The sequence below is a fragment of the Azospirillum formosense genome (genome assembly GCF_040500525.1).
Classification (GTDB): Bacteria; Pseudomonadota; Alphaproteobacteria; order Azospirillales; family Azospirillaceae; genus Azospirillum; species Azospirillum formosense_A.
This window is the reverse complement of the sequence record NZ_CP159404.1, coordinates 584,590-603,085: the sequence shown is the minus strand read 5'-3', so window position 1 is coordinate 603,085 and position 18,496 is coordinate 584,590. Positions and strand designations below refer to the sequence as shown.

18 protein-coding genes and 1 riboswitch are annotated in these 18,496 nt (G+C 70.5%); of the genes, 9 read left to right on the top strand and 9 right to left on the bottom strand.

Annotated features, from left to right (window positions below):
* Positions 1-3: 3 nt before the first annotated feature.
* From ABVN73_RS23385 to ABVN73_RS23375, 3 genes are all read right to left on the bottom strand, one after another.
* Positions 4-525: an L-2-amino-thiazoline-4-carboxylic acid hydrolase gene (locus ABVN73_RS23385; RefSeq protein WP_353860987.1), complete on the bottom strand. Its 522-nt coding sequence runs from the start codon at positions 523-525 to the stop codon at positions 4-6.
* A 2-nt stretch (positions 526-527) separates the two neighbouring features.
* Entirely contained in the window at positions 528-1,853 is a 1,326-nt protein-coding gene (locus tag ABVN73_RS23380; protein ID WP_353860986.1) for an FAD-binding oxidoreductase, read from the bottom strand.
* Between the two features lie 149 nt (positions 1,854-2,002).
* On the bottom strand, positions 2,003-3,175 hold the full coding sequence (locus ABVN73_RS23375; protein WP_353860985.1) for a M20 aminoacylase family protein: 1,173 nt from the start codon (positions 3,173-3,175) through the stop codon (positions 2,003-2,005).
* 175 nt (positions 3,176-3,350) lie between these two features.
* On the opposite strand from ABVN73_RS23375, the gene ABVN73_RS23370 reads away from it, so the two are divergent.
* Positions 3,351-3,932 (top strand): TetR/AcrR family transcriptional regulator, encoded by a 582-nt coding sequence (locus ABVN73_RS23370; RefSeq protein WP_353860984.1) that lies wholly within the window; start codon positions 3,351-3,353, stop codon positions 3,930-3,932.
* 3 nt (positions 3,933-3,935) lie between these two features.
* A complete protein-coding gene (locus tag ABVN73_RS23365) occupies positions 3,936-7,346 on the top strand; it encodes an acyl-[ACP]--phospholipid O-acyltransferase (RefSeq protein ID WP_353860983.1) in 3,411 nt (1,136 codons plus the stop codon).
* A gap of 26 nt (positions 7,347-7,372) precedes the next feature.
* Here ABVN73_RS23365 and ABVN73_RS23360 read toward each other — a convergent pair whose 3' ends face one another.
* Together ABVN73_RS23360 and ABVN73_RS23355 are read right to left on the bottom strand one after the other, a co-directional pair.
* Complete coding sequence (locus ABVN73_RS23360) at positions 7,373-7,966, bottom strand: class I SAM-dependent methyltransferase (RefSeq protein WP_353860982.1); 594 nt, start codon at positions 7,964-7,966, stop codon at positions 7,373-7,375.
* A 141-nt stretch (positions 7,967-8,107) separates the two neighbouring features.
* On the bottom strand, positions 8,108-8,941 hold the full coding sequence (locus tag ABVN73_RS23355) for a tellurite resistance TerB family protein (protein WP_353860981.1): 834 nt from the start codon (positions 8,939-8,941) through the stop codon (positions 8,108-8,110).
* 268 nt (positions 8,942-9,209) lie between these two features.
* On the opposite strand from ABVN73_RS23355, the gene ABVN73_RS23350 reads away from it, so the two are divergent.
* Positions 9,210-9,404: a hypothetical protein gene (locus tag ABVN73_RS23350; RefSeq protein ID WP_353860980.1), complete on the top strand. Its 195-nt coding sequence runs from the start codon at positions 9,210-9,212 to the stop codon at positions 9,402-9,404.
* A gap of 37 nt (positions 9,405-9,441) precedes the next feature.
* On the opposite strand, the gene ABVN73_RS23345 is transcribed toward ABVN73_RS23350, so the two are convergent.
* Complete coding sequence (locus ABVN73_RS23345; RefSeq protein ID WP_353860979.1) at positions 9,442-10,131, bottom strand: alpha/beta hydrolase; 690 nt, start codon at positions 10,129-10,131, stop codon at positions 9,442-9,444.
* A gap of 282 nt (positions 10,132-10,413) precedes the next feature.
* Between ABVN73_RS23345 and ABVN73_RS23340 the strand changes: the two genes are divergently transcribed.
* Positions 10,414-10,752 (top strand): hypothetical protein, encoded by a 339-nt coding sequence (locus tag ABVN73_RS23340; protein ID WP_353860978.1) that lies wholly within the window; start codon positions 10,414-10,416, stop codon positions 10,750-10,752.
* A 44-nt stretch (positions 10,753-10,796) separates the two neighbouring features.
* Entirely contained in the window at positions 10,797-11,222 is a 426-nt protein-coding gene (locus ABVN73_RS23335; protein ID WP_353860977.1) for a hypothetical protein, read from the top strand.
* 26 nt (positions 11,223-11,248) lie between these two features.
* Here the strand turns inward: ABVN73_RS23335 and ABVN73_RS23330 are convergent, their stop codons facing one another.
* Positions 11,249-11,812 carry a manganese efflux pump MntP family protein gene (locus tag ABVN73_RS23330; protein WP_353860976.1) on the bottom strand — a complete coding sequence of 188 codons (564 nt, stop codon included), beginning with the start codon at positions 11,810-11,812 and terminating at the stop codon, positions 11,249-11,251.
* A 3-nt stretch (positions 11,813-11,815) separates the two neighbouring features.
* Positions 11,816-12,017: riboswitch (yybP-ykoY riboswitch) on the bottom strand.
* Between the two features lie 219 nt (positions 12,018-12,236).
* On the opposite strand from ABVN73_RS23330, the gene ABVN73_RS23325 reads away from it, so the two are divergent.
* Together ABVN73_RS23325 and ABVN73_RS23320 are read left to right on the top strand one after the other, a co-directional pair.
* Positions 12,237-13,925 (top strand): methyl-accepting chemotaxis protein, encoded by a 1,689-nt coding sequence (locus ABVN73_RS23325; RefSeq protein ID WP_353860975.1) that lies wholly within the window; start codon positions 12,237-12,239, stop codon positions 13,923-13,925.
* Positions 13,926-13,941: 16 nt separating this feature from the next.
* On the top strand, positions 13,942-14,286 hold the full coding sequence (locus ABVN73_RS23320) for a hypothetical protein (RefSeq protein WP_353860974.1): 345 nt from the start codon (positions 13,942-13,944) through the stop codon (positions 14,284-14,286).
* A 167-nt stretch (positions 14,287-14,453) separates the two neighbouring features.
* Here the strand turns inward: ABVN73_RS23320 and ABVN73_RS23315 are convergent, their stop codons facing one another.
* Positions 14,454-16,553 carry an FG-GAP-like repeat-containing protein gene (locus tag ABVN73_RS23315; protein ID WP_353860973.1) on the bottom strand — a complete coding sequence of 700 codons (2,100 nt, stop codon included), beginning with the start codon at positions 16,551-16,553 and terminating at the stop codon, positions 14,454-14,456.
* Between the two features lie 223 nt (positions 16,554-16,776).
* Between ABVN73_RS23315 and ABVN73_RS23310 the strand changes: the two genes are divergently transcribed.
* Positions 16,777-17,073 (top strand): DUF1289 domain-containing protein, encoded by a 297-nt coding sequence (locus ABVN73_RS23310; RefSeq protein WP_353860972.1) that lies wholly within the window; start codon positions 16,777-16,779, stop codon positions 17,071-17,073.
* 8 nt (positions 17,074-17,081) lie between these two features.
* Here ABVN73_RS23310 and ABVN73_RS23305 read toward each other — a convergent pair whose 3' ends face one another.
* Positions 17,082-17,264: a hypothetical protein gene (locus ABVN73_RS23305; protein WP_353860971.1), complete on the bottom strand. Its 183-nt coding sequence runs from the start codon at positions 17,262-17,264 to the stop codon at positions 17,082-17,084.
* Positions 17,265-17,566: 302 nt separating this feature from the next.
* Between ABVN73_RS23305 and ABVN73_RS23300 the strand changes: the two genes are divergently transcribed.
* The gene (locus tag ABVN73_RS23300) at positions 17,567-18,487 is read left to right on the top strand and encodes a DMT family transporter (RefSeq protein WP_353861433.1); all 921 of its coding nucleotides are present in this window, start codon (positions 17,567-17,569) and stop codon (positions 18,485-18,487) included.
* Positions 18,488-18,496 lie beyond the last annotated feature (9 nt).

Here is an 18,496-nt window from a genome sequence, read left to right as displayed (position 1 = left end):
GGCTCAGGCGGCCTTCGGGCCCGGCAGGACCTTCAGGCGGCAACAGCCCTCGTCGCCGGGCTTCCAGGTCTCGCCCCGGAAGACGAATCCGGCCGCCTCGAACAGGCCGCCGTCGATGGCGCCGGCCATATTGCAGAGCAGCTCCAGATCCTCGTCGGACCGGCCCTGGGCCTGCCACGCCTCCTTCAGGGGGCAGCGGTGGAAATGAATTTCCAGCGCGTCGCCGTCGCAGCGCTTGATCTCCGGCGCGAACATGGAATCGCGGTTGGGGATGCCGTCGAGGAAGGCGTGGCACAGGCCGGCGAGGTCGTCGGGGCCGTGCGCCGCGTACTTCACGCCCATCGCCTCGCCCAGGCGGCGGGTCGCCTCGCGGCCGATGTCCAGCGCCGTCTCGGTGCCGTAGCGCTCGCGCAGCACGTCGAACATGTGTGCGTAGGACGCGGCCCGCATCGCGTAGGCGTTGCGGAGCTGCGTGGCGTGGTCGGGGGCGGTGCCAGCGGCGGGCGCCTTGGTGTCTTCAGCCATCGTCAGATTTCCCGGATGTCGTTCCAGCGGTATTGCAGGAGTTTGAACGGGCCGATGCGTTGCAGCAGCTCGTTGAAGGGCAGGGGGCGCGGCTCGGTCAGCGGCAGCGCCAGGTCCGCCGGGTCGCGGCCCAGCGCCGCGTGGGCCAGCTCCCGCCCCAGCGAGACGGACAGGGCGACGCCGCGCCCGTTGCAGCCCGCCCAGGTGAAGGCGTTGGGGCCGAGCTGGTGGACCCGCGGGGTGTAGTCGGTGGTCATGGCGATCCGCCCGTTCCACACATGGTCGAAGCGCAGGCCGCGCAGGGTGGGGAACATGGAGGCCAGCCGCAGGCCGACGATGCGGCGCAGCCGGTCGGCCCCGTCGATGGGGACCAGCAGCGCGCCGCCGCTGACCAGCCGGTGGTCGGCGGTGTAGCGCATGAAGCGCAGGTCGCCGTGGGTGTCCGACATGGCCTGACGGCCCGGCAGGATGCTGCGCCGCTGCGCCTCGTCCAGCGGCTGGGTGGCCATCTGCCAGGACAGGACCGGCACGACCTCCGTCCGGATTTCGGGGAAGACCGCGGCGGCGTAGCCGTTGGTGCCCAGCACCAGGGCATGGGCGGACACCGTGCCGTCCGGCGTGCGGGCGACCCAGCGGTCGCCGCGCCGCTCCACCGACAGAACGGGGGAGTTGATGAAGACCGACGCGCCGGCCTCCACCGCCTTGCCGGCCAACCCGCGCGCCAGCGCCAGCGGGTTGATGTGGCCGCCGCTGCGGTTCATCCAGCCGCCGTAATAGGCGTCGGTGCCCAGCAGGGCCGAAATGCCGGCGCGGTCGAGCAACTCCACCGGAGCGCCCCGGCTGCCCCACTGCTTCGCCCGCCGTTCGGCGATGGCGATGCGGCCCGGCGAATGGACCGGCTGCACCCAGCCGGTCTGCTCGGCCGCGCAATCGATGCCCAGACGGCGAATCAGCGCGAACAGGGTCTCGGCGCTGTCGCGGATCAGCGCGACGAAGCGCTCGCCCCGCTCTACCCCGAACTTGGCGACGAGGTCCTCAGGGTCGGGACGCGTCAGGGTCGGGATGACCTGCCCGTTGTTGCGCCCGGACGCGCCGCGCCCGATCTCCGACGCCTCCAGGACGACGGCGCGCTTGCCCGATTCGGCGGCGTGCAGGGCCGCCGACAGGCCGGTGAAGCCGCCGCCGATCACCAGCAGGTCGGCCTCCACCGCGTCCTTCAGCGTCGGAAGGGCCGGCGGCGGCGGGGCCGTGGCCTCCCACAGGGAGTCGGGCCGCTGCCAGATGCCGCCGGTTCCAGGAACACCGGTCTTCTTCTCTATCGCCTTCACCGTGCCTTGTCCCACGTCTGTCGGGTGAAATCGGCCCGATCATGGGACAAATTGCATACCCGGGCAATTACCATAGAGAGGACGCGGTAATTTTCCTGTTTTATACGCAAACCATGGGGGGATAGGAATGGTTTGTACAAGTCTCTCCGTTATGCCGCGCGGGGAAGCACGGTCTCGGCCAGCCGCACCCAATAGCTGAGGCCGATGGGCAGGACCGCGTCGTTGAAGTCGTAATGCGGGCTGTGCAGGTTCCGCCCGCCGTCCGACGGGCCGGCGCCGACCCAGACGTAGCAACCCGGCCGCTGCTGCAGCATGAAGGCGAAATCCTCAGCGCCCATGCTGGGCATCGGGTCCAGGTCCAGCCCCGATTCGCCGACGACTCCGGCGGCGGCGCGGCGGGCCAGCTCGGTCGCCCCGGCCTCGTTCACCGTGGAGGGGTAGCGGCGCTCGTAGCGCAGCTCCGCCTCGATCCCGAAGCCGCCGGCGATGGCCTTGGCCAGTTCGCTCATGCGCCGCTCCACCATGTCCTGCACCTCCTTGCGGAAGGTCCGGACGGTTCCACGCAGGACGGCGGTGGCGGGAAGAACATTCCACGTATCGCCCGCGTGGAACTGCGTGACGCTGACCACGGAGGAATCGACGGGATGCACGCTGCGGCTGGCGATGGTCTGCCAGGCGTTGACGATCTGGGTGCCGGCCAGGATCGTGTCGGTGCCCAGATGGGGCATGCCGGCGTGGGTGCCCTTGCCGGTCAGGGTCAACTCGAAGATGTCGTAGGCCGCCATGATCGGGCCGGGGCGCAGCGCGATCTTGCCGACCTCCAGTCCCGGCCAGTTGTGCATGCCGTAGACCTGCTCGACGGGGAATTTCTCGAACAGCCCGTCCTCGACCATCACGCGCCCGCCGCCCTCGTTCTCCTCCGCGGGCTGGAAGACGAAGGCGATGGTGCCCTGGAAGTTCGGATGCGCCGACAGATGGCGCGCCGCGCCCAGCAGCATCGCCGTGTGCCCGTCGTGGCCGCAGGCGTGCATGCGCCCCGGGTTGCGCGAGGCGTGGGGCAGGTTGGTCTGCTCGTGGATGTGCAGGGCGTCCATGTCGGCGCGGAAGGCCACCGCCGGTCCCTCGCCGTTGCGCAGCACGCCGACCACGCCGGTCTTGGCGAGGCCGCGATGAACCTCCAGCCCGAAGGAGGCCAGCTTCTCCGCAACGAAATCGCTGGTCCGCTCCTCCTCGAAGGCCGTTTCCGGGTGGGCGTGCAGGTCGCGCCGCCACGCGGTCATGTCGGCCGTCAGCGCCTCCGTCCCGTCGATCGTCCTCACCATGTCCCTGATTCCCTGTGTTTGAAGAGTGTGTGCGAACGATCTTGCCCAAAAAAGCACCCGCGGTGCAAAGCGCACGGCGATGCGGTGCCGTCACATCACCCTTGCAGCGCGGCCCGGTTCCGTGCAGGATGTGAGTGAACGTTCACTCATAACGAACGCCACGAACGGAAGCGCCATGTCCAAAGATGCCCGCAGCGACGCACGCAACAAGGTCCGGGACGCCGCCATCGCGCTGTTCGCCCAGAAGGGGGTGAAGGCGACCACCATCAAGGACATCGCCCGCGCCGCGGGGGTGTCGGAGGGGGCGCTGTACCGCCATTGGGCGAGCAAGGAGGATCTTGCCGCCGCCCTGTTCGCCGCCGAATACACCGCCCTGTCGCACGATCTGCGCGAGGCGGCGGGGAGCGGTCCGGCGCCGCAGCGGCTGCGCCGCGTCATCGCGTGGGCCTTCGGGCTGGTCGAGGCGGCGCCGGACCGCGCGCGCTTCCTCCTGCTGTCGCAGCATGACGCTCTGCCGCTGGTTCCCGACGGGCTGGAGACCCCGGTGGACGTGGTCTGCGCCATCGTCGGCGACGGCATCGCGGAGGGGAGCGTCGTCGACGCCGACCGCGAGGCCCTGGCTCACACCGTCATCGGCGCCATCGTCCTCAACATCCAGTCGCACGTTTACGGACGGCAGACGGCCCCGCTCGGCACGCTGGCCGACACGGTCGCCGACGCGCTGCTGCGCGGCCTGTCCACCGGAAAGGGAGCCTGACGCATGAGCGGATTCGGCCTTCTCGCCACGCGGCGCTTCCTGCCGCTGTTCGTCACCCAGTTCCTCGGCGCCTTCGGCGACAACGTGCTGCGCGGCGCCATCGCGGTGCTCGCCGTCTACGGCATGGCGGGGACGGCGGGCGACGGCGCGCTGATCTCGACGCTCGCCGCCGCGGCCTTCACCGTGCCCTTCCTGCTGTTCTCGGCGACCGCCGGCCAGCTGGCGGACCGGTTCGACCGCACGCTGATCGCCCGCGCCGTGAAGGTGGTGGAGATCGGCCTGATGGCGATCGCCGCCTGGGGCATCCTGCGCGCCGACCTCGGCGTGCTGATCGTCGCGCTGGTCGGCATGGGCGCCCATTCCACCGTCTTCGGGCCGGTCAAGTACGGGCTGCTGCCCGACCTGCTGAAGCCGGAAGAGTTGACCGCCGGCAACGGTCTGGTGGAGGCCGGGACCTTCGTGGCGATTTTGCTGGGCACCATCGCCGGCGGCTCGCTCGCCCTGGCCCACCCGCTGGCTCTTCCGGGGCTGCTCGGGGCGACGGTGCTGGGCGGGCTGGCGGCGTCGCTGTTGATCCCACGGGCGGGCAACGCCGACCGGACGGTGCGCGTCGGGCTGAACCCGGTGTCGGTCACCCTGCGCGTTCTGCACGCCACCGCGCGGGACCGCGTGTCGATGCTGGCGATCTACGGCATTTCGGTCTTCTGGGGCGTCGGCGCCGTCGTCATGGCGCAGTTCCCGGCCATCGCGCGGGAAACGCTGGGCACCGACAGCGCGGGGGCGACCCTGCTGCTGGCGGTCTTCGCCGTGGGCGTGGCGGTCGGCTCCGTGTACGCCGGGCTGGGTCACCGGGTGCCGTCGCGCGCCGACGCGCGCCGCGCCGCCCTGGCGGGCCTCGTCGCGGCTCTGGCCGGGGCGGCGCTGCCCTTCCTGACACCCGACGCGCCGTCGGCGGAGCCGCTGTCGGCTCTGGCCCTGCTGGCCCAGCCCTGGGCGATGCCGCTGCTGGCCGACCTGTTCCTGATCGCCGCGGCGGGCGGCGCCTTCGCCGTGCCGCTCTACGCGCTGATCCAGCACCGCGCGGCGGTCTCGGCCCGCGCCCGGGTGATCGCGGCGGCCAACGTGGTCAACGCGCTGTTCATGGTGGTCGGCTCCGGCATCGCGGCGGCCATGCTGGCGCTGGGCGTCACGCCGCTGACCGTCGCCGCCTGGGGCGGGGCGAGCATGCTGGCCGCCGTCGTGCTGGCGCTCGCCATCGACGCGGTGGGCATGGGACGGGCGCTGGCCCGCGCCTTCTTCCGGCTGGCCTTCCGCGTCGAGCTGCGCGGGGCGGAGCATCTGGAGCGGCTGGAGGGGGCGGCCGTCGTCACGCCGAACCACCAGTCCTTCCTGGACGGCGCGCTGCTCGCCGCCTTTCTGCCGGGGATGCGCTTCGCGGTGGACAGCTTCATCGCGCAGCAGGCCTGGGCCAAGCCCTTCCTGGCGCTGGCCGACCATGTGACCATCGACCCGACCAAGCCGATGGGCACGCGCCTGCTCGCCCGCACCCTGGCCGAAGGCCACAAGATCTGCATCTTCCCGGAGGGGCGGATCACCGTCACCGGCTCGCTGATGAAGATCAACGGCGGCCCCGGCATGCTGGCCGACAAGGCGGGCTGCCCCATCGTGCCGGTCTGCATCGAGGGGGCGCAGCGCTCCATCCTGTCGCGCATGCACGGGCGGCTGCGGCTGGGCCTGTTCCCGCGCATCACCATCACGGTCATGCCGCCGGTCGCCACCCCGGACGTGACCGGGTTGGCCGGCAAGAAGCGGCGGGCGGCGCTGAAGTCCTGGCTGTCGCGCGTCATGACGGAAACCGTCTTCGCCGCCGGGCAGCGGCCCGACACGCTGGCGCTCGCCCTGCTGGAGGCCGGACGCAGGACCGGCTGGGCCAAGGCGGCGGTGCAGGACGGCGACTTCACGACGCTGTCCTACCGCGCCCTGACCGCCCGTTCCCTGGTGCTCGGCCGCATCCTGGCGCGCGGCACCGCGCCGGGGGAGGCGGTGGGGGTGCTGCTGCCGACCGCCTCGCCGACCGCGGCGGTGTTCTTCGGGCTGGCGGCCTACGGGCGGCCGGCGGCGATGCTGAACTTCACCGCCGGGGCGGAGGCCGTGAAGGCGGCCTGCCGCGCCGCCGGGCTGCGCCGCATCGTCACGTCGGCCCGCTTCGTGGAGATGGGACGGCTCGGCCCGCTGGTCGAAGCCCTCGCGGCGGAACACGACATCCTCTATCTGGAGGACGTGAAGAGCGGGTTGGGCGTCGGCGACAAGCTGCGCGCCCTGGCCGCCTCAGTGGCGCCGGAGCGCTTCCTGCCCCCGCAGGGTGGGCCGGACGACGTGGCGGCGATCCTCTTCACCTCGGGGTCGGAGGGGCCGCCCAAGGGCGTGGCGCTGACCCACGACAACCTGCTCGCCAACATGGCGCAGGTGGCCTCCGTGGTCGACTTCACGCGGCAGGACGTGGTGTTCAACTGCCTGCCGGTCTTCCATTCCTTCGGGCTGCTCGGCGGAATGCTGCTGCCGATCCTGAACGGGGTGAAGACGGTGCTCTACCCCAACCCGCGCCACGTCCGGCTGATCCCGGAGCTGGTCTACCAGACCAACGCCACGGTGCTGTTCGGCACGGACTTCTTCCTGAACGCCTGGGCGCGGGCGGCGGACCCCTACGACTTCCGCTCGCTGCGGCTGGTCTTCGCCGGGGCGGAGCGCTTGCAGGAGGAGACGCGCCGCACCTACACGGAACGGCTGCGCGTGCATCTGCTGGAGGGGTACGGCACCACCGAGACCTCCCCGGTGATCGCGGTCAACACGCCGGCCCGCTTCCGCCCCGGCACGGTCGGGCAGGCCCTGCCGGGCATCGAGACGGAGCTGCTGCCGGTTCCCGGCGTGCCGGTGGGTGGGCGGCTACGGGTGCGCGGGCCGAACGTGATGAAGGGCTACATGCGCGCCGACACCCCCGGCGTGGTCGAACCGACGGAGGACGGCTGGCACGACACCGGCGACATCGTGGACATCGACGCCGACGGCTTCATCCGCATCGTCGGTCGCGTCAAGCGCTTCGCCAAGGTGGCCGGCGAGATGGTCCCGCTGGGGCTGGTCGAGGAACTGGCCCTCCAGGCCGACCCCGACGCCGCCCACGCCGCCATCGCCCTGCCGGACGCCCGGCGCGGCGAGCGGATCGTGCTGGTCACCACGGGCGACGGCCTGACCCGCGACGCGCTGGCGGCGGCGGCCAAGGCCAAGGGCGCGCCGGAGATCGCCATTCCCCGCGACGTGCTGCGGGTGGAGACGATCCCCCTGCTCGGCACCGGCAAGACCGATTATCCCGCCGTCACCCGGCTGGCCGCGGAGGCGCTGGCGAGCGAAACGGCCTGACGTGTGGTGGGGTCAGTGTGGTGGGGTCAGGGGCGGCAGGCGACGTGCAGCCCCTTGCCCACCGGGAAGACGGTGGAGCCGAAGCCGGGCAGGGCCTCCACCGCCGCGATGTAGCCGGCGATCTCCTGCGGGTGCGACAGGGCGTTGTCGGCCAGCAGCAGGCAATCCGGCTCCAGCTTCGGCAGCAGCAGGCGAAGCTGCTCCGGCGCGCTCCAGCGGTCGGCGTCGAAGAACACGCAGTCGAAGGGGCCTTCCAGCCCCGCCACCGTCTCCGTCGCGTCGCCGACCAGAAGGTTGACGCGGCTGGCCAGCCCGGCGCGCTCCAGGTTGGTGGCGGCCTGGGCGCTTTTGCCCGGATCGCGCTCGATGCTGGTCAGCGGCTCCGTGGCGCCGATGGCCTGCAGCGCCGCGGCGAGCCACAGGGTGCTGACGCCGTTGGAGGTGCCGATCTCCAGCACCCGGCGCCGCCGCCCGCTGCGCACCAGGATGTGCAGAAGTTCCGCCGTCTCACGCTCCAGATTCAGCATCTTGCGGGCACGGTCGCCCTCGCGCGCGTCGTTGTCGCGCCCGTAGCTCTCAAGATCGCGGAGCACGCGGTCGACGGCGTCATCCAGCAGCATGGTGGTGGTCCCGGTGGCGGAGATGGTTCAAGACCCTGCGCCGATTGTGGCCGCAAGGTCAAGAGCGTGCGGTCGACGGGCCGTGGTCATGGAAAGCCCCCTCCCGCCGGGTGGCGGAAGGGGGCTTTGCGATGAGAGGTGTCACGCCGCCTGGTTGAGCTGCTCGGCCCGTTGCGGGGCGATCTTCAGGCGGGTGGCGAGATAGGCGAGATAGGCGCGCTCCGCCTCATGGTCGCGGTCCACCGCCATCAGCGAGGCCAGATAGACCTGCTCCGCCATGTCCGGATCGGTGACGGAGCGGACCAGCGAGTCGAGCGATTGCGGCTGGGACAGCTCCCGCTCCACGATCTGCCGCTCTTCCGGGCCGCCGCCGGCCTCGTCCAGGGCGGCCATGACGCGCTGGCGCTCGGTCGCGGAAATCTCGCCGTCGGCGTTGGCGGCGGCGATCATGGCGCGGATCAGCAGCAGGGCGTGCTGGTCCTCCATGGCGAGTTCGGGGAAGGCGCCGTCGCCCGCCCCCGCCGGGGCCGCGTCGGGCGGGGGAGCGGTGCGCTGCTGGAACACCTGGGACAGCCGCTCGCCCAGCGATCCGCCGCCGGACGCGCCGGACCCGCCGAGGATGCCGCCCAGAATGCCCCCCGGCGTGTTGCCCGACCCGGAGGGCGGGGCTCCCCACGGGCTGGCGCCCGGCTGTCCGGAGCGGGCCGGCGCCTGTCCGGAGGAGGGCTGCCCCGAGGACGCCCCCGATGACGGCATGTTCTGCTGCCGCTCCTGATAGGCGCGGTAGGCGAGGTAGGCCAGCGCGCCCAGCCCGGCCATGGGGCCGACGCCCATGCCGCCGCGGGCCTGCATCGCCGGCCCGGCGCCCATTCCAGACCGGTTCAGGATCGAGCCCAGATCCGCTGCGCTCCGGCGGCTGTGCCCTCCCATGCCGGTGGCCAGAAGGGTGCCGAGGATGTTCTGAAGATTCGCCATGATGCGCCTCTCTCCCAATCGGTGTCCGTGTCGATGCAGCTTCGCGCCCCATCAACAGGCGGGAGGGCTTGGCGTCACGGCATAGCTGTCGGTGCCGACGATGGGCAATACCCGCCGATGCATCCCCTATGACGGCCTCTATGCCAGAGGTGGGGTGGCTTTCGAACAGGCTGTGCAGGGCACCGACTTCCGCTATCGTGGCGCGCATCAGAGCGCAGCAAGCGCCGGCGCCCTCCGCAAGGCGGGCGGCATTATGGAGGAGACGCCCATGACCTTCGACCGGACCGCGGAACCGCCTCCGCCGGACTTATCGCCGACGCCGTCCTCCCCGCTGCCGGCCCCGGCCGGCGGATCGCTGTGGAGCGATTATCTCCACCGGCTGCTCGGCACGGCGCACGGCTGCGTCGCCGCGAACGACGACGAGTCCGATCCGGAGCCTGTCTGTTGCTGCGCCGCCGGATGATGCCGTGACACCGTGACCGGGAGCGGTCGGCGGCCCGTCAGCGGGCGCCCGCCGCCTCGATGATCACCGCCGCCACCGCGTCGGGCCGGGAGGCGTGCGGGATGTGGCTGGCCCCGACCTCCACCGTCCGCGCGCCGATGCGCTCGGCGGTCGCCCGCAGAAAAGCCGGGGGAAGCATCCGGTCCTCGCCGGCGACGATGTACCAGGATGGCTTGTGCTCCCACGCCGCGGCGGTCACCCGCGTGCGGAAGCAGCCGGCATGGACCGGCCCCTGCGTCGCGGCCAGCAGCGCCGCCTCCGCCGCCGGCACATCCTGGGCGAAGTTCGCCGCAAGGCTCTCCGCCGACAAATGCAGATAACCCGCGCGGTCCATCGACACGCTGGACAGGCCGGGCGAGGGCGGGAAGGGCTTCAGCGTGTCGTTCGGCGACTGGCCGACCCCCGGCGCGAAGGCCGCCACATAGACCAGCGCCTTCACCTTGTCCTGATTCCCGATCTGGGTGATCACCGCCCCGCCCCAGGAATGGCCGACCAGCACCACTGGCCCCTTGGCGCGGTCGATGGCCCGCTGCACGTGGGCGACATCCTCGTCCAGCGAGGTCAGCGGATTCTGCACGGCGATCGCCTCAAGCCCCTGGGCCTGGAGCAGGGGGATCACGCGGCTCCAGGCGGAGCCGTCCGCGAAGGCGCCGTGGACGAGGATGACGGAAGTGGCGACCGGGTCCATGGACCGATTCCCGTGACAGTGACCGACCCTACCCTCTGAGCACGTCCATGCCCGCCTGTCCAGCGCGGAGGCTATGCTTTTCCTCCCTGCGGAAAAGCCGCCCGGCATCTGGGGTCAAAGGGTGGCGTGCTGCAGAGCGGGATGAAAATTTCGCGAAATCGCCCTTGAAGCTAAGATTGTTCTGGGATACGGTATACCAACAGTGAGGCGGGGCGATTGTCAGCCCCTTCCGCCAAGGCGGACCGTCCTCCGTATCGCCAGCCCGAGCCCTTGAGGTGAGCCATGGTCAAGACCCTCTCCGCCGTCCGTCCCGGAAGCCGCCCGAACGCCGTCCGCGGCGCCGACGATGCCGCTCCCGCCGGCGTCGTGGTCGCCCTGCGCCCCGACCATCGGCAGCGGGCGGCGGTTCTGGCGGCGACCACCGGCGGGCGCGGCCCGCGCATGGACATGCTGACGATCACCCACAGCCGCGGCGCGGCGGAGGATCGCGGGGCGGAACTCATCCACATCGACGGCCCCTATGCGGACGTTCTGGCCTACATCGCCGACTCGCCGGAGTGCGTGGTCTGCTTCGACACGCTGCACGGCGGCATGGCCCGCGCGCAACTGTCCGTGCCCTGACTGGGCGCCGGGCCTTGCTGGAGAGCGAACCAATGAACGAGTGTATGACGGCGCCTTTTTCCGGGCAGGAGCTGGCCTCCGCGATCATCGCGGCGGCGCTGTCGCTCCCGTCGGCCAACGGACGGCTGCATCTGCCCAACGGCGCGGTGCTGTATGACCCGGCGGCGCTGGAGCGGGAGTTCGCGGTGGCTGCGCAGGGGCTGTTGCATTGGTTGGCGCAGAACGAGCCGCGCATCGCCGAGGCCGCCCGGGCCAGCCGGTTGAAGATCGGGGCCGGGGTCATCCGGGCCGCCGTGGCGACGCTGGAGCATGCCGGGCGGCGTTGCCGCGAACTGAGCGATCGCGGTGAGCGGGCGCTGTCCATCGACTTCAGCGCGGTCTGCGACCGGGTCCAGGAGCGTCCTGGATTGCTCGCCCAGACGGTGACCGCGGCGGCCGCCGGCCACATCATCCAGGCGGTCGCCGCCTGAAAACGGCAACCGCCGACGGTTGGGCGTTACAGCAGGGTGTGCTCGACCAGGATCTTGGTGCCGATGGCGAGCAGGCCGAAGCCGCCGATCAGCTCCGCGCGGCGCCCCAGCAGCGGGCCGGCGGCCCGGCCCAGCAGGACGCCGCCGAAGCCCATGAGGAAGGTGACGACACCGATCAGGCTGGCCGTGACCGCGATGTTCACATCCGCCATGGCGAGGCCCACCCCCACCGCGCTGGCGTCGATGCTGGTTGCCACCGCCACGGTCAGCAGGGCCAGCCAGCCCGACCGGGCGGCGGCCGCCTCGTCGTCCTCTTCCCCGGCGAGCGCGTTGCGGATCATCGAGCCGCCGATCAGCAGCAGCAGGCCGAAGGCGATCCAGTGGTCGATGGCCTGGACGAAGCCGGCGAAGGCCGACCCCACCGCCCAGCCGATGGAAGCCATCGACAGCTGGCAGGCGCCGAAGGCGAAACCGACCCGCAACGCCTCGGACAGGCCGGGACGCTTCTGAACGGCGCCGCGGCCGAGCGCCGCGGCGAAGCTGTCCATGGAAAGGCTGACGGCGAGGACGAGGGAGGTCACACCGAGCATGACAACAGGCTCCGGCCAAACGGACACGACAGCACGGCTACCCCCGGTTGGCCTTCGGGAGCGTCCGCACCATCGGTCTTGCCGAACCGGCCGGACGCTGTCCGGCTGCCGCGTGCGCCACGGGACGGCCTGAAGCAGGATGGCCCCGAGTCTGTTGGCGCGCGCCCCTCTCGCTGGAGGGTGGCTACTCCCCAATGACGAGCGGGACCGTAGCGCCGGCGACTGTGCGTGTCAATCTATATGAACAGCTATTCATATATATTTGAATCGCTCTAAAAAGGCACACGCCGTGCTCCGCCGGGGGCGGGGTATGGTGCGGTGCGGAACGATTTGTTAAGAGCCTCTGACGCTTTTATGCCGCGGCGTTTCGTTGGGGTGCGAAACGCTGGGAGTCACTGGGCATCATTGGGGGCGGGGGTTCGCCATGGGGTTGCTGACGGGGATCGGCTCGCTGTCGCTTTCGGGCAAGACGGTGACGCTGTGTGTCGGTGGGTTGGCAGTGTTGACGAGCGCCACCTTCGCTGTCAACGAAACGTTGTTGAGCCGCTACGCCGAGCGCATGGCGGTCGAACGGCAGGAAACCAACATGCGCGTCGCCTGGGACGTGCTGAACCAGTACGGGCGCGACATCAGCGTCCACGACGGCGCGCTGTACGCCGGCAACCGCGCGTTGAACGGATTCTTCGAGCCGGTGGACCGGGTGAAGGCGCTGGTCGGCGGCACCGCCACCCTGTTCATGGGCGACACGCGCGTCACCACCAACGTCCAGAAGCCGGACGGCAGCCGCGCCGTCGGCACCACCTTGGCCAAGGGTCCGGTCTACGACGCCGTGCTGGTCCGGGGGGAGCCGTACCGCGGGCAGGCCGACATCCTGGGCGTCCCCTTCTACACCGCCTACGACCCGATCAAGGACCGCTCGGGCAAGGTGGTCGGGGTGCTCTATGTCGGCGTGCCGAGGGCGGAGTTCTTTGCCCCGATCCGCGACACCCAGACGATGATCGGCGGGCTGGGCGCCGTGGTGACGCTGCTGGTGGCCGGCGGCAGCCTGCTGCTGTCGCGGCGCATCTTCCGCCCGCTGTCCGCCATGCGCGGCGCGATGGAGCGGCTGGCGACGGGCAACCTGTCGGTGGAGGTGCCGGCGCTGGGCCGCAAGGACGAGATCGGCGGCATGGCCCAAGCTCTGAGCGTCTTCAAGGAGAACGCGCAGCGGGTGGCCCGGCTCGACGCCGCCCAGGCGGAGGAGCGGGCCCGCGCCGAGCGGGACCGCCGCGACGCGCTGGATTCGGTCGCCCGCAGCTTCGAGGGTACGATGCTGAGCGTTGTCGAGACATTGAGCGCCACCACGGCCCAGCTCGAAGCCAACGCGCAGCGCCTGCACGGCATCGCCGAGAACGGCAGCGAACGGGCCGCCGCGGTCAGCGGCGCGGCGGGCGAGGCCAGCGACGACGTGCGGTCCGTGGCCGGCGCCACCGAGGAGCTGACGGCCTCCATCGTCGAGGTGTCGCGCCAGATCGACGAGTCCTCCCGCATGGTCCGCAACGCGGTTGAGGAGGTGGAGCGCACCAACCACACGGTCGAAGGGCTGGCCGCCGCCGCCGGCAAGATCGGGGAGGTGGTGACGCTGATCCAGAGCATCGCCGCGCAGACCAACCTGCTGGCGCTGAACGCCACCATCGAGGCGGCGCGGGCGGGCGAGGCCGGCAAGGGCTTCGCCGTGGTCGCCAACGAGGTCAAGGGGCTCGCCAACCAGACGGCCAGGGCGACCGACGAGATCGCCCAGCAGGTCGCGGAGATCCAGGCGGTGACCGGCAGCGCGGTGACGGCCATCGGCGGCATCGGGCGCACGGTGGTCGCGGTCAACGACCTGGTGGGTCGCATCGCCGGGGCCGCCGACCGCCAGAACGCCACCACGGGCGCGATCGCCCGCAGCGTCCAGCGCGCCGCCGACCGCACGTCGGAGGTGACCCACAGCATCCGCGACGTGTCGGCCTCCGCCCACGAGACCGGCGCCATGGCGTCGGAAGTGCGGTCCGCCGCCGCCGACCTCGGCCGGCAGGCGCTGGCCCTGCGCGAGCAGGCCGGCGCGTTCCTCAAACAGGTGCGTTCGGCATAAGGGGAGGCCTTCGTCCGTGTTCCGCAACCCGCGCTCTCTGCTGTTCGTCTTTTTCTTCGCATCGCTGGCGGCGCTGCTGCTGTTCAGCGGCGACCCGCCGGACGGCGGGCGGAGCGACGCGAACCGGGATTTCCTCGCGGCCTGCGAGGCCAGCCCCTTCGCCGCGCAGAACACCGGCTCCACCGAGGCGGCGGTGCGGGTCTGCTCCTGCATCCTGTCCTGGCATCGCAAGGAGGGCGAGTCCACCGGACGGCCGCTTCCCGCCGCGCTTTATGGTGGGGAGGGGGCCGCCGGCGCCGCGGCGGCGGCGGTGGACGAGCGGGCGCGGGCCTCTTGCCTGTCCGGGCGCGTGACGCCCTGAATTCCTGGGGCCTGATATCTTTGATCGTTCGCGGGAGCGGTCAGCGGAGGTTGAGCCACAATCGCGATCAGCCGCTTACGCAAAATCCAGCCCAGGGGAGGCCGTGCCGCCCTGCGGGCTGGCCTCCTTGCCAGAACGCAACTTGGATCGGATTTCATTCACCCGGCTCATCCGGCTCCGGCGAGGGTTCCGGCCATGCGGACGGGGTCCCAGCCGGCGGCGTTGGCGATGACCCTGGGGTCGGCGCCGATGGCGCCGTTCTGATCGACGGAGCGCCAGGCGGCGATGGTGCCGTCCAGGCCGTTGCGCCACAGGATGTCGACGCGCCCGTCGCCGTCATAGTCGCCGGTGCCGGCGATCGCCCACTCGTCGGGGATGCTGTCGAGCACCTTGGCCTGGGTGACGGTGAAGCCGTCCATCTTCCACAGACCGACCTGGCCGGTGGCCTGGTTGCGCCAGACCAGGTCGGTTTTGCCGTCGCCGTCCAGGTCGGCCAGACCGCCGATCCGCCAGTTGGCGTCGCTGTTCGACGCGATCAGCCCGGTGCGCACCACCGTGGTGCCGTCCATCTCCCACAGTCCGGTGTCGTTGGTCCGGGTGTTCTGCCAGACGATGTCGGCCTTGCCGTCGCCGGTCAGGTCGGCGGCCCCCACCGCCACCCACTCCGACGGGATCGACCCGAAGGCCGCGGCGCGGGTCACCGTCGTCCCGTTCATCTCCCACAGCCCGACCTCGGTGGTCTCGCTGTTGCGCCACAGGATGTCGGTCTTGCCGTCGCCGGTGAAGTCGCCCGTCGCCACCGCGCTCCACCGCGGGTCCAGGCTGCTCCCCACCAACGCGGCGCTCTTCACCGACGCCCCGTCCATCGTCCACACCGCGATGTCGCCGCTGCCGGTGTGACGGTAGAGCAGGTCGGCCTTGCCGTCCCCGTCGAAGTCGCCCAGCCCCTGAACCTGCCAGTCCACCGGCGCCACCGCCCCGACCACCGCCCCCGACGCCGCGAAGTTCGCCATGCTCCACACCGCGAGCTGGCCCGTCGTCCCATTCCGCAGGAGAATGTCCGACGTCCCGTCGCCCGTGAAATCCGGCCCCCGCCAGCGGCGCGGTGCCATAGCGTCGTCGTTGAGGATGAGGCCGCGGGCAACGTTATCGGCGCCGGTGATCGCGCCGACCGGGTCGATCAGGACGACGGCAAAGCCCTCGTTGACCTCGGCATCGGCATCGCCCGCGACGTTGATGGTGATCGTCTTCGAGGTCTCGCCCGCGGCGAAGGTCACCGTGCCTTTTGGAAACACTCCGCCGACAAAGTCGGCCGCGTTGGCTTCGCTTTCGCTGCCGGGCGCAAGAATGGTTCCGATCACTCGGTAGTCGACCGAGGAGATGCCCGAGGTGTCGCCCGAGCGCGTCACCGTGAAGGTGAATGGCGTCGACCCGGAGTTGCCCTCCACCTGTGCTGGCGAGGTCGCGGCGATGGACAGCTTTGGCGGCGGTGAGCCGCTGTCGTCGTTGAGGATGAGGCCGCGGGCAACGTTATCGGCGCCGGTGATCGCACCGACCGGGTCGATCAGGACGACGGCAAAGCCCTCGTTGACCTCGGCATCGGCATCGCCCGCGACGTTGATGGTGATCGTCTTCGAAGTCTCGCCCGCAGCGAAGCTCACCGTGCCCCTCGGAAGAACGCCGCCGACGAAGTCGGCAGCATCGGCTTCGCTTTCGCTGCCGGGCGCAAGAATGGTTCCGATCACTCGGTAGTCGACCGAGGAGTTGCCCGAGGTGTCGCCCGAGCGCGTCACCGTGAAGGTGAATGGCGTCGATCCGGAGTTGCCCTCCACCTGCGATGGCGAGGTCGCGGCGATGGACAGCTTTGGCGGCGGTGAGCCGCTGTCGTCGTTGAGGATGAGGCCGTGGGCAACGTTATCGGCGCCGGTGATCGCGCCGACCGGGTCGATCAGGACGACGGCAAAGCCCTCGTTGACCTCGGCATCGGCATCGCCCGCGACGTTGATGGTGATCGTCTTCGAAGTCTCGCCCGCAGCGAAGGTCACCGTGCCTTTTGGAAACTCGCCGCCGACGAAGTCGGCCGCATCGGCTTCGCTTTCGCTGCCGGCCACGAGTAGGGAGCCAATCACTCGGTAGTCGACCGAGGAGTTGCCCGAGGTGTCGCCCGTGCGCGTCACCGTGAAGGTGAATGGCGTCGACCCGGAGTTGCCCTCCGCCTGCGATGGCGAGGTCGCGGCGATGGACAGCTTCGCAATGGTCGTGGCCATTTCTTCACCCTTTAAGTCAGCACATGAATCCTTGCTCGCCCTTTTAGCAAATTAAACCCACGATAGAAAGCGCTCGCTACCATGAATAGGTGTGGCACAACGATACGCCGTGCGGAACGCAGATCTCTCTCGTTACGGAAGAGCGTCGCGAAGGGTAAATCGCGGTGACTGCCAACGCTTCGGGGCTTTTCCTTCGACCCTGCCGCACCCATCCTATGGCGCTATGAGCACGCACGACACCCGCAATCCCTGCACGAAGCTCTGCCGCTTCGACGTGGCGGACCGCTGCATGGGCTGCTTCCGCACCCGCGCGGAGGTGAAGCACTGGAAACGCCTGCCGGACGAGACGAAGGCGGCGATCAACGCCCGCATCGCCGCGCGCGGCGGCACCGTCTCCAAGAAGGACGGCAAGCGCGCGAAGAAGCTCGACAAGAAGATCCGCAAGCTCGAGGCGAAGCTCGCCGCCCTGCGCTCCCGCCGGTCGGAACTGGAGGGACCGCTCGTCAAGGCGGCGGAGTGAGCATCGCGTCAACCGATCCCGGCGCGCCGTTCCACGTACAGCAGCAAGGCGGGATAATAGTGCTTCTGTGAAGCCGTCAGTTCCTGGCAGTAACGGCGCGCCATGCCGTTTGAAAGCCAAGCATCAAGCTCGCCGCTCTCGCGCTTCTGGGCGATGACGCGGTCGATCTTGTCCATGATCTTGTGGATCACGTCTGTTCCTTTTCCGGTGTCGATTTGTCGTGGAAGGGGTGAGAGCCGCCGCCGCGGCGCCGTCGATTGCCCGTTCAATATGAACCACGGAACGGAGGGGAGCTGCGCATTATGGGCATGCCTGCGTACCGCGTTGCACAAAAGTCCAATCGGGCCAGCGAGCCCGTGCGCGGGTCTGCCCTTCGCAGGCGTTCGTTGACCGGCTTCCCGGCGCCGTCCCATTCTGCACGCCGAAGGAAAAAGAAACGGGGAGGACATGCGGTGGGATGGCGGTGGACCGCCGCGCCGCCGCAGCCATCATCATGACCGCCATCGCGATCAACGAACGCCGCGCGGAGCTGGACGGCGCCGCCTCCGCCACGCTGGTCCTGCTCTGCCTGCTCTGGGGCCTGCAGCAGGTCGCCATCAAGGTCGCCATGACCGGCTTCTCGCCGGTGCTCCAGGGCGGGTTGCGCTCGCTGGGCGCGCTGGCGCTGCTGTGGGCCTGGGCGGCGCTGCGCGGCATGCGCCTGTTCGAGCGGGACGGGACCCTTTGGCTGGGCCTGCTGGCCGGGCTGCTGTTCGCCGGCGAGTTCCTGCTGGTCTATGCCGGACTGTCCTTCACGACGGTGTCACGCAGCATCCTGTTTCTCTACACCGCGCCCTTCCTGGTGTCGGTCGGCGCGCATCTGCTGCTGCCGGGGGAGCGGATGCGCGGCATCCAGGCGGCCGGGCTGGCCTGCGCCTTCGTCGGGGTGGCGGTCGCCTTCGCCGACGGGCTGCGCCTGCCGAGCAACCGCGAGATGATCGGCGACCTGATGGTGCTGGCCGCGGCGGTGCTGTGGGCGGCGACCACCCTGGTCATCAAGGGCAGCCGGCTGGTCCGGGCCAGCTCGACCAAGGTGCTGTTCTACCAGCTCGCCGCCTCCGGGGCCGTGATGCCGCTGGCCTCGCTTCTGATGGGCGAGGCGGGGGTGACCGCGCCCGGCCCGCTGGCGCTGGCCTGCCTCGCCTTCCAAATCGTGGTGGTGGCCTTCGCCTCCTACCTCGCCTGGTTCTGGCTGGTCGCCCGCTACCCGGCGGCCCGCCTGTCGGCCTTCACCTTCCTGACGCCGCTGTTCGGCGTGCTGTCCGGCGCCCTGCTGCTGGGCGAGCGGGTCAGCGTGAGCCTCGCCGCGGCGATGCTGCTGGTCTGTGCCGGCATCTGGCTCGTCAACCGCCGCGGACCCGCCGCGGGCGCGTAGAAACACGGG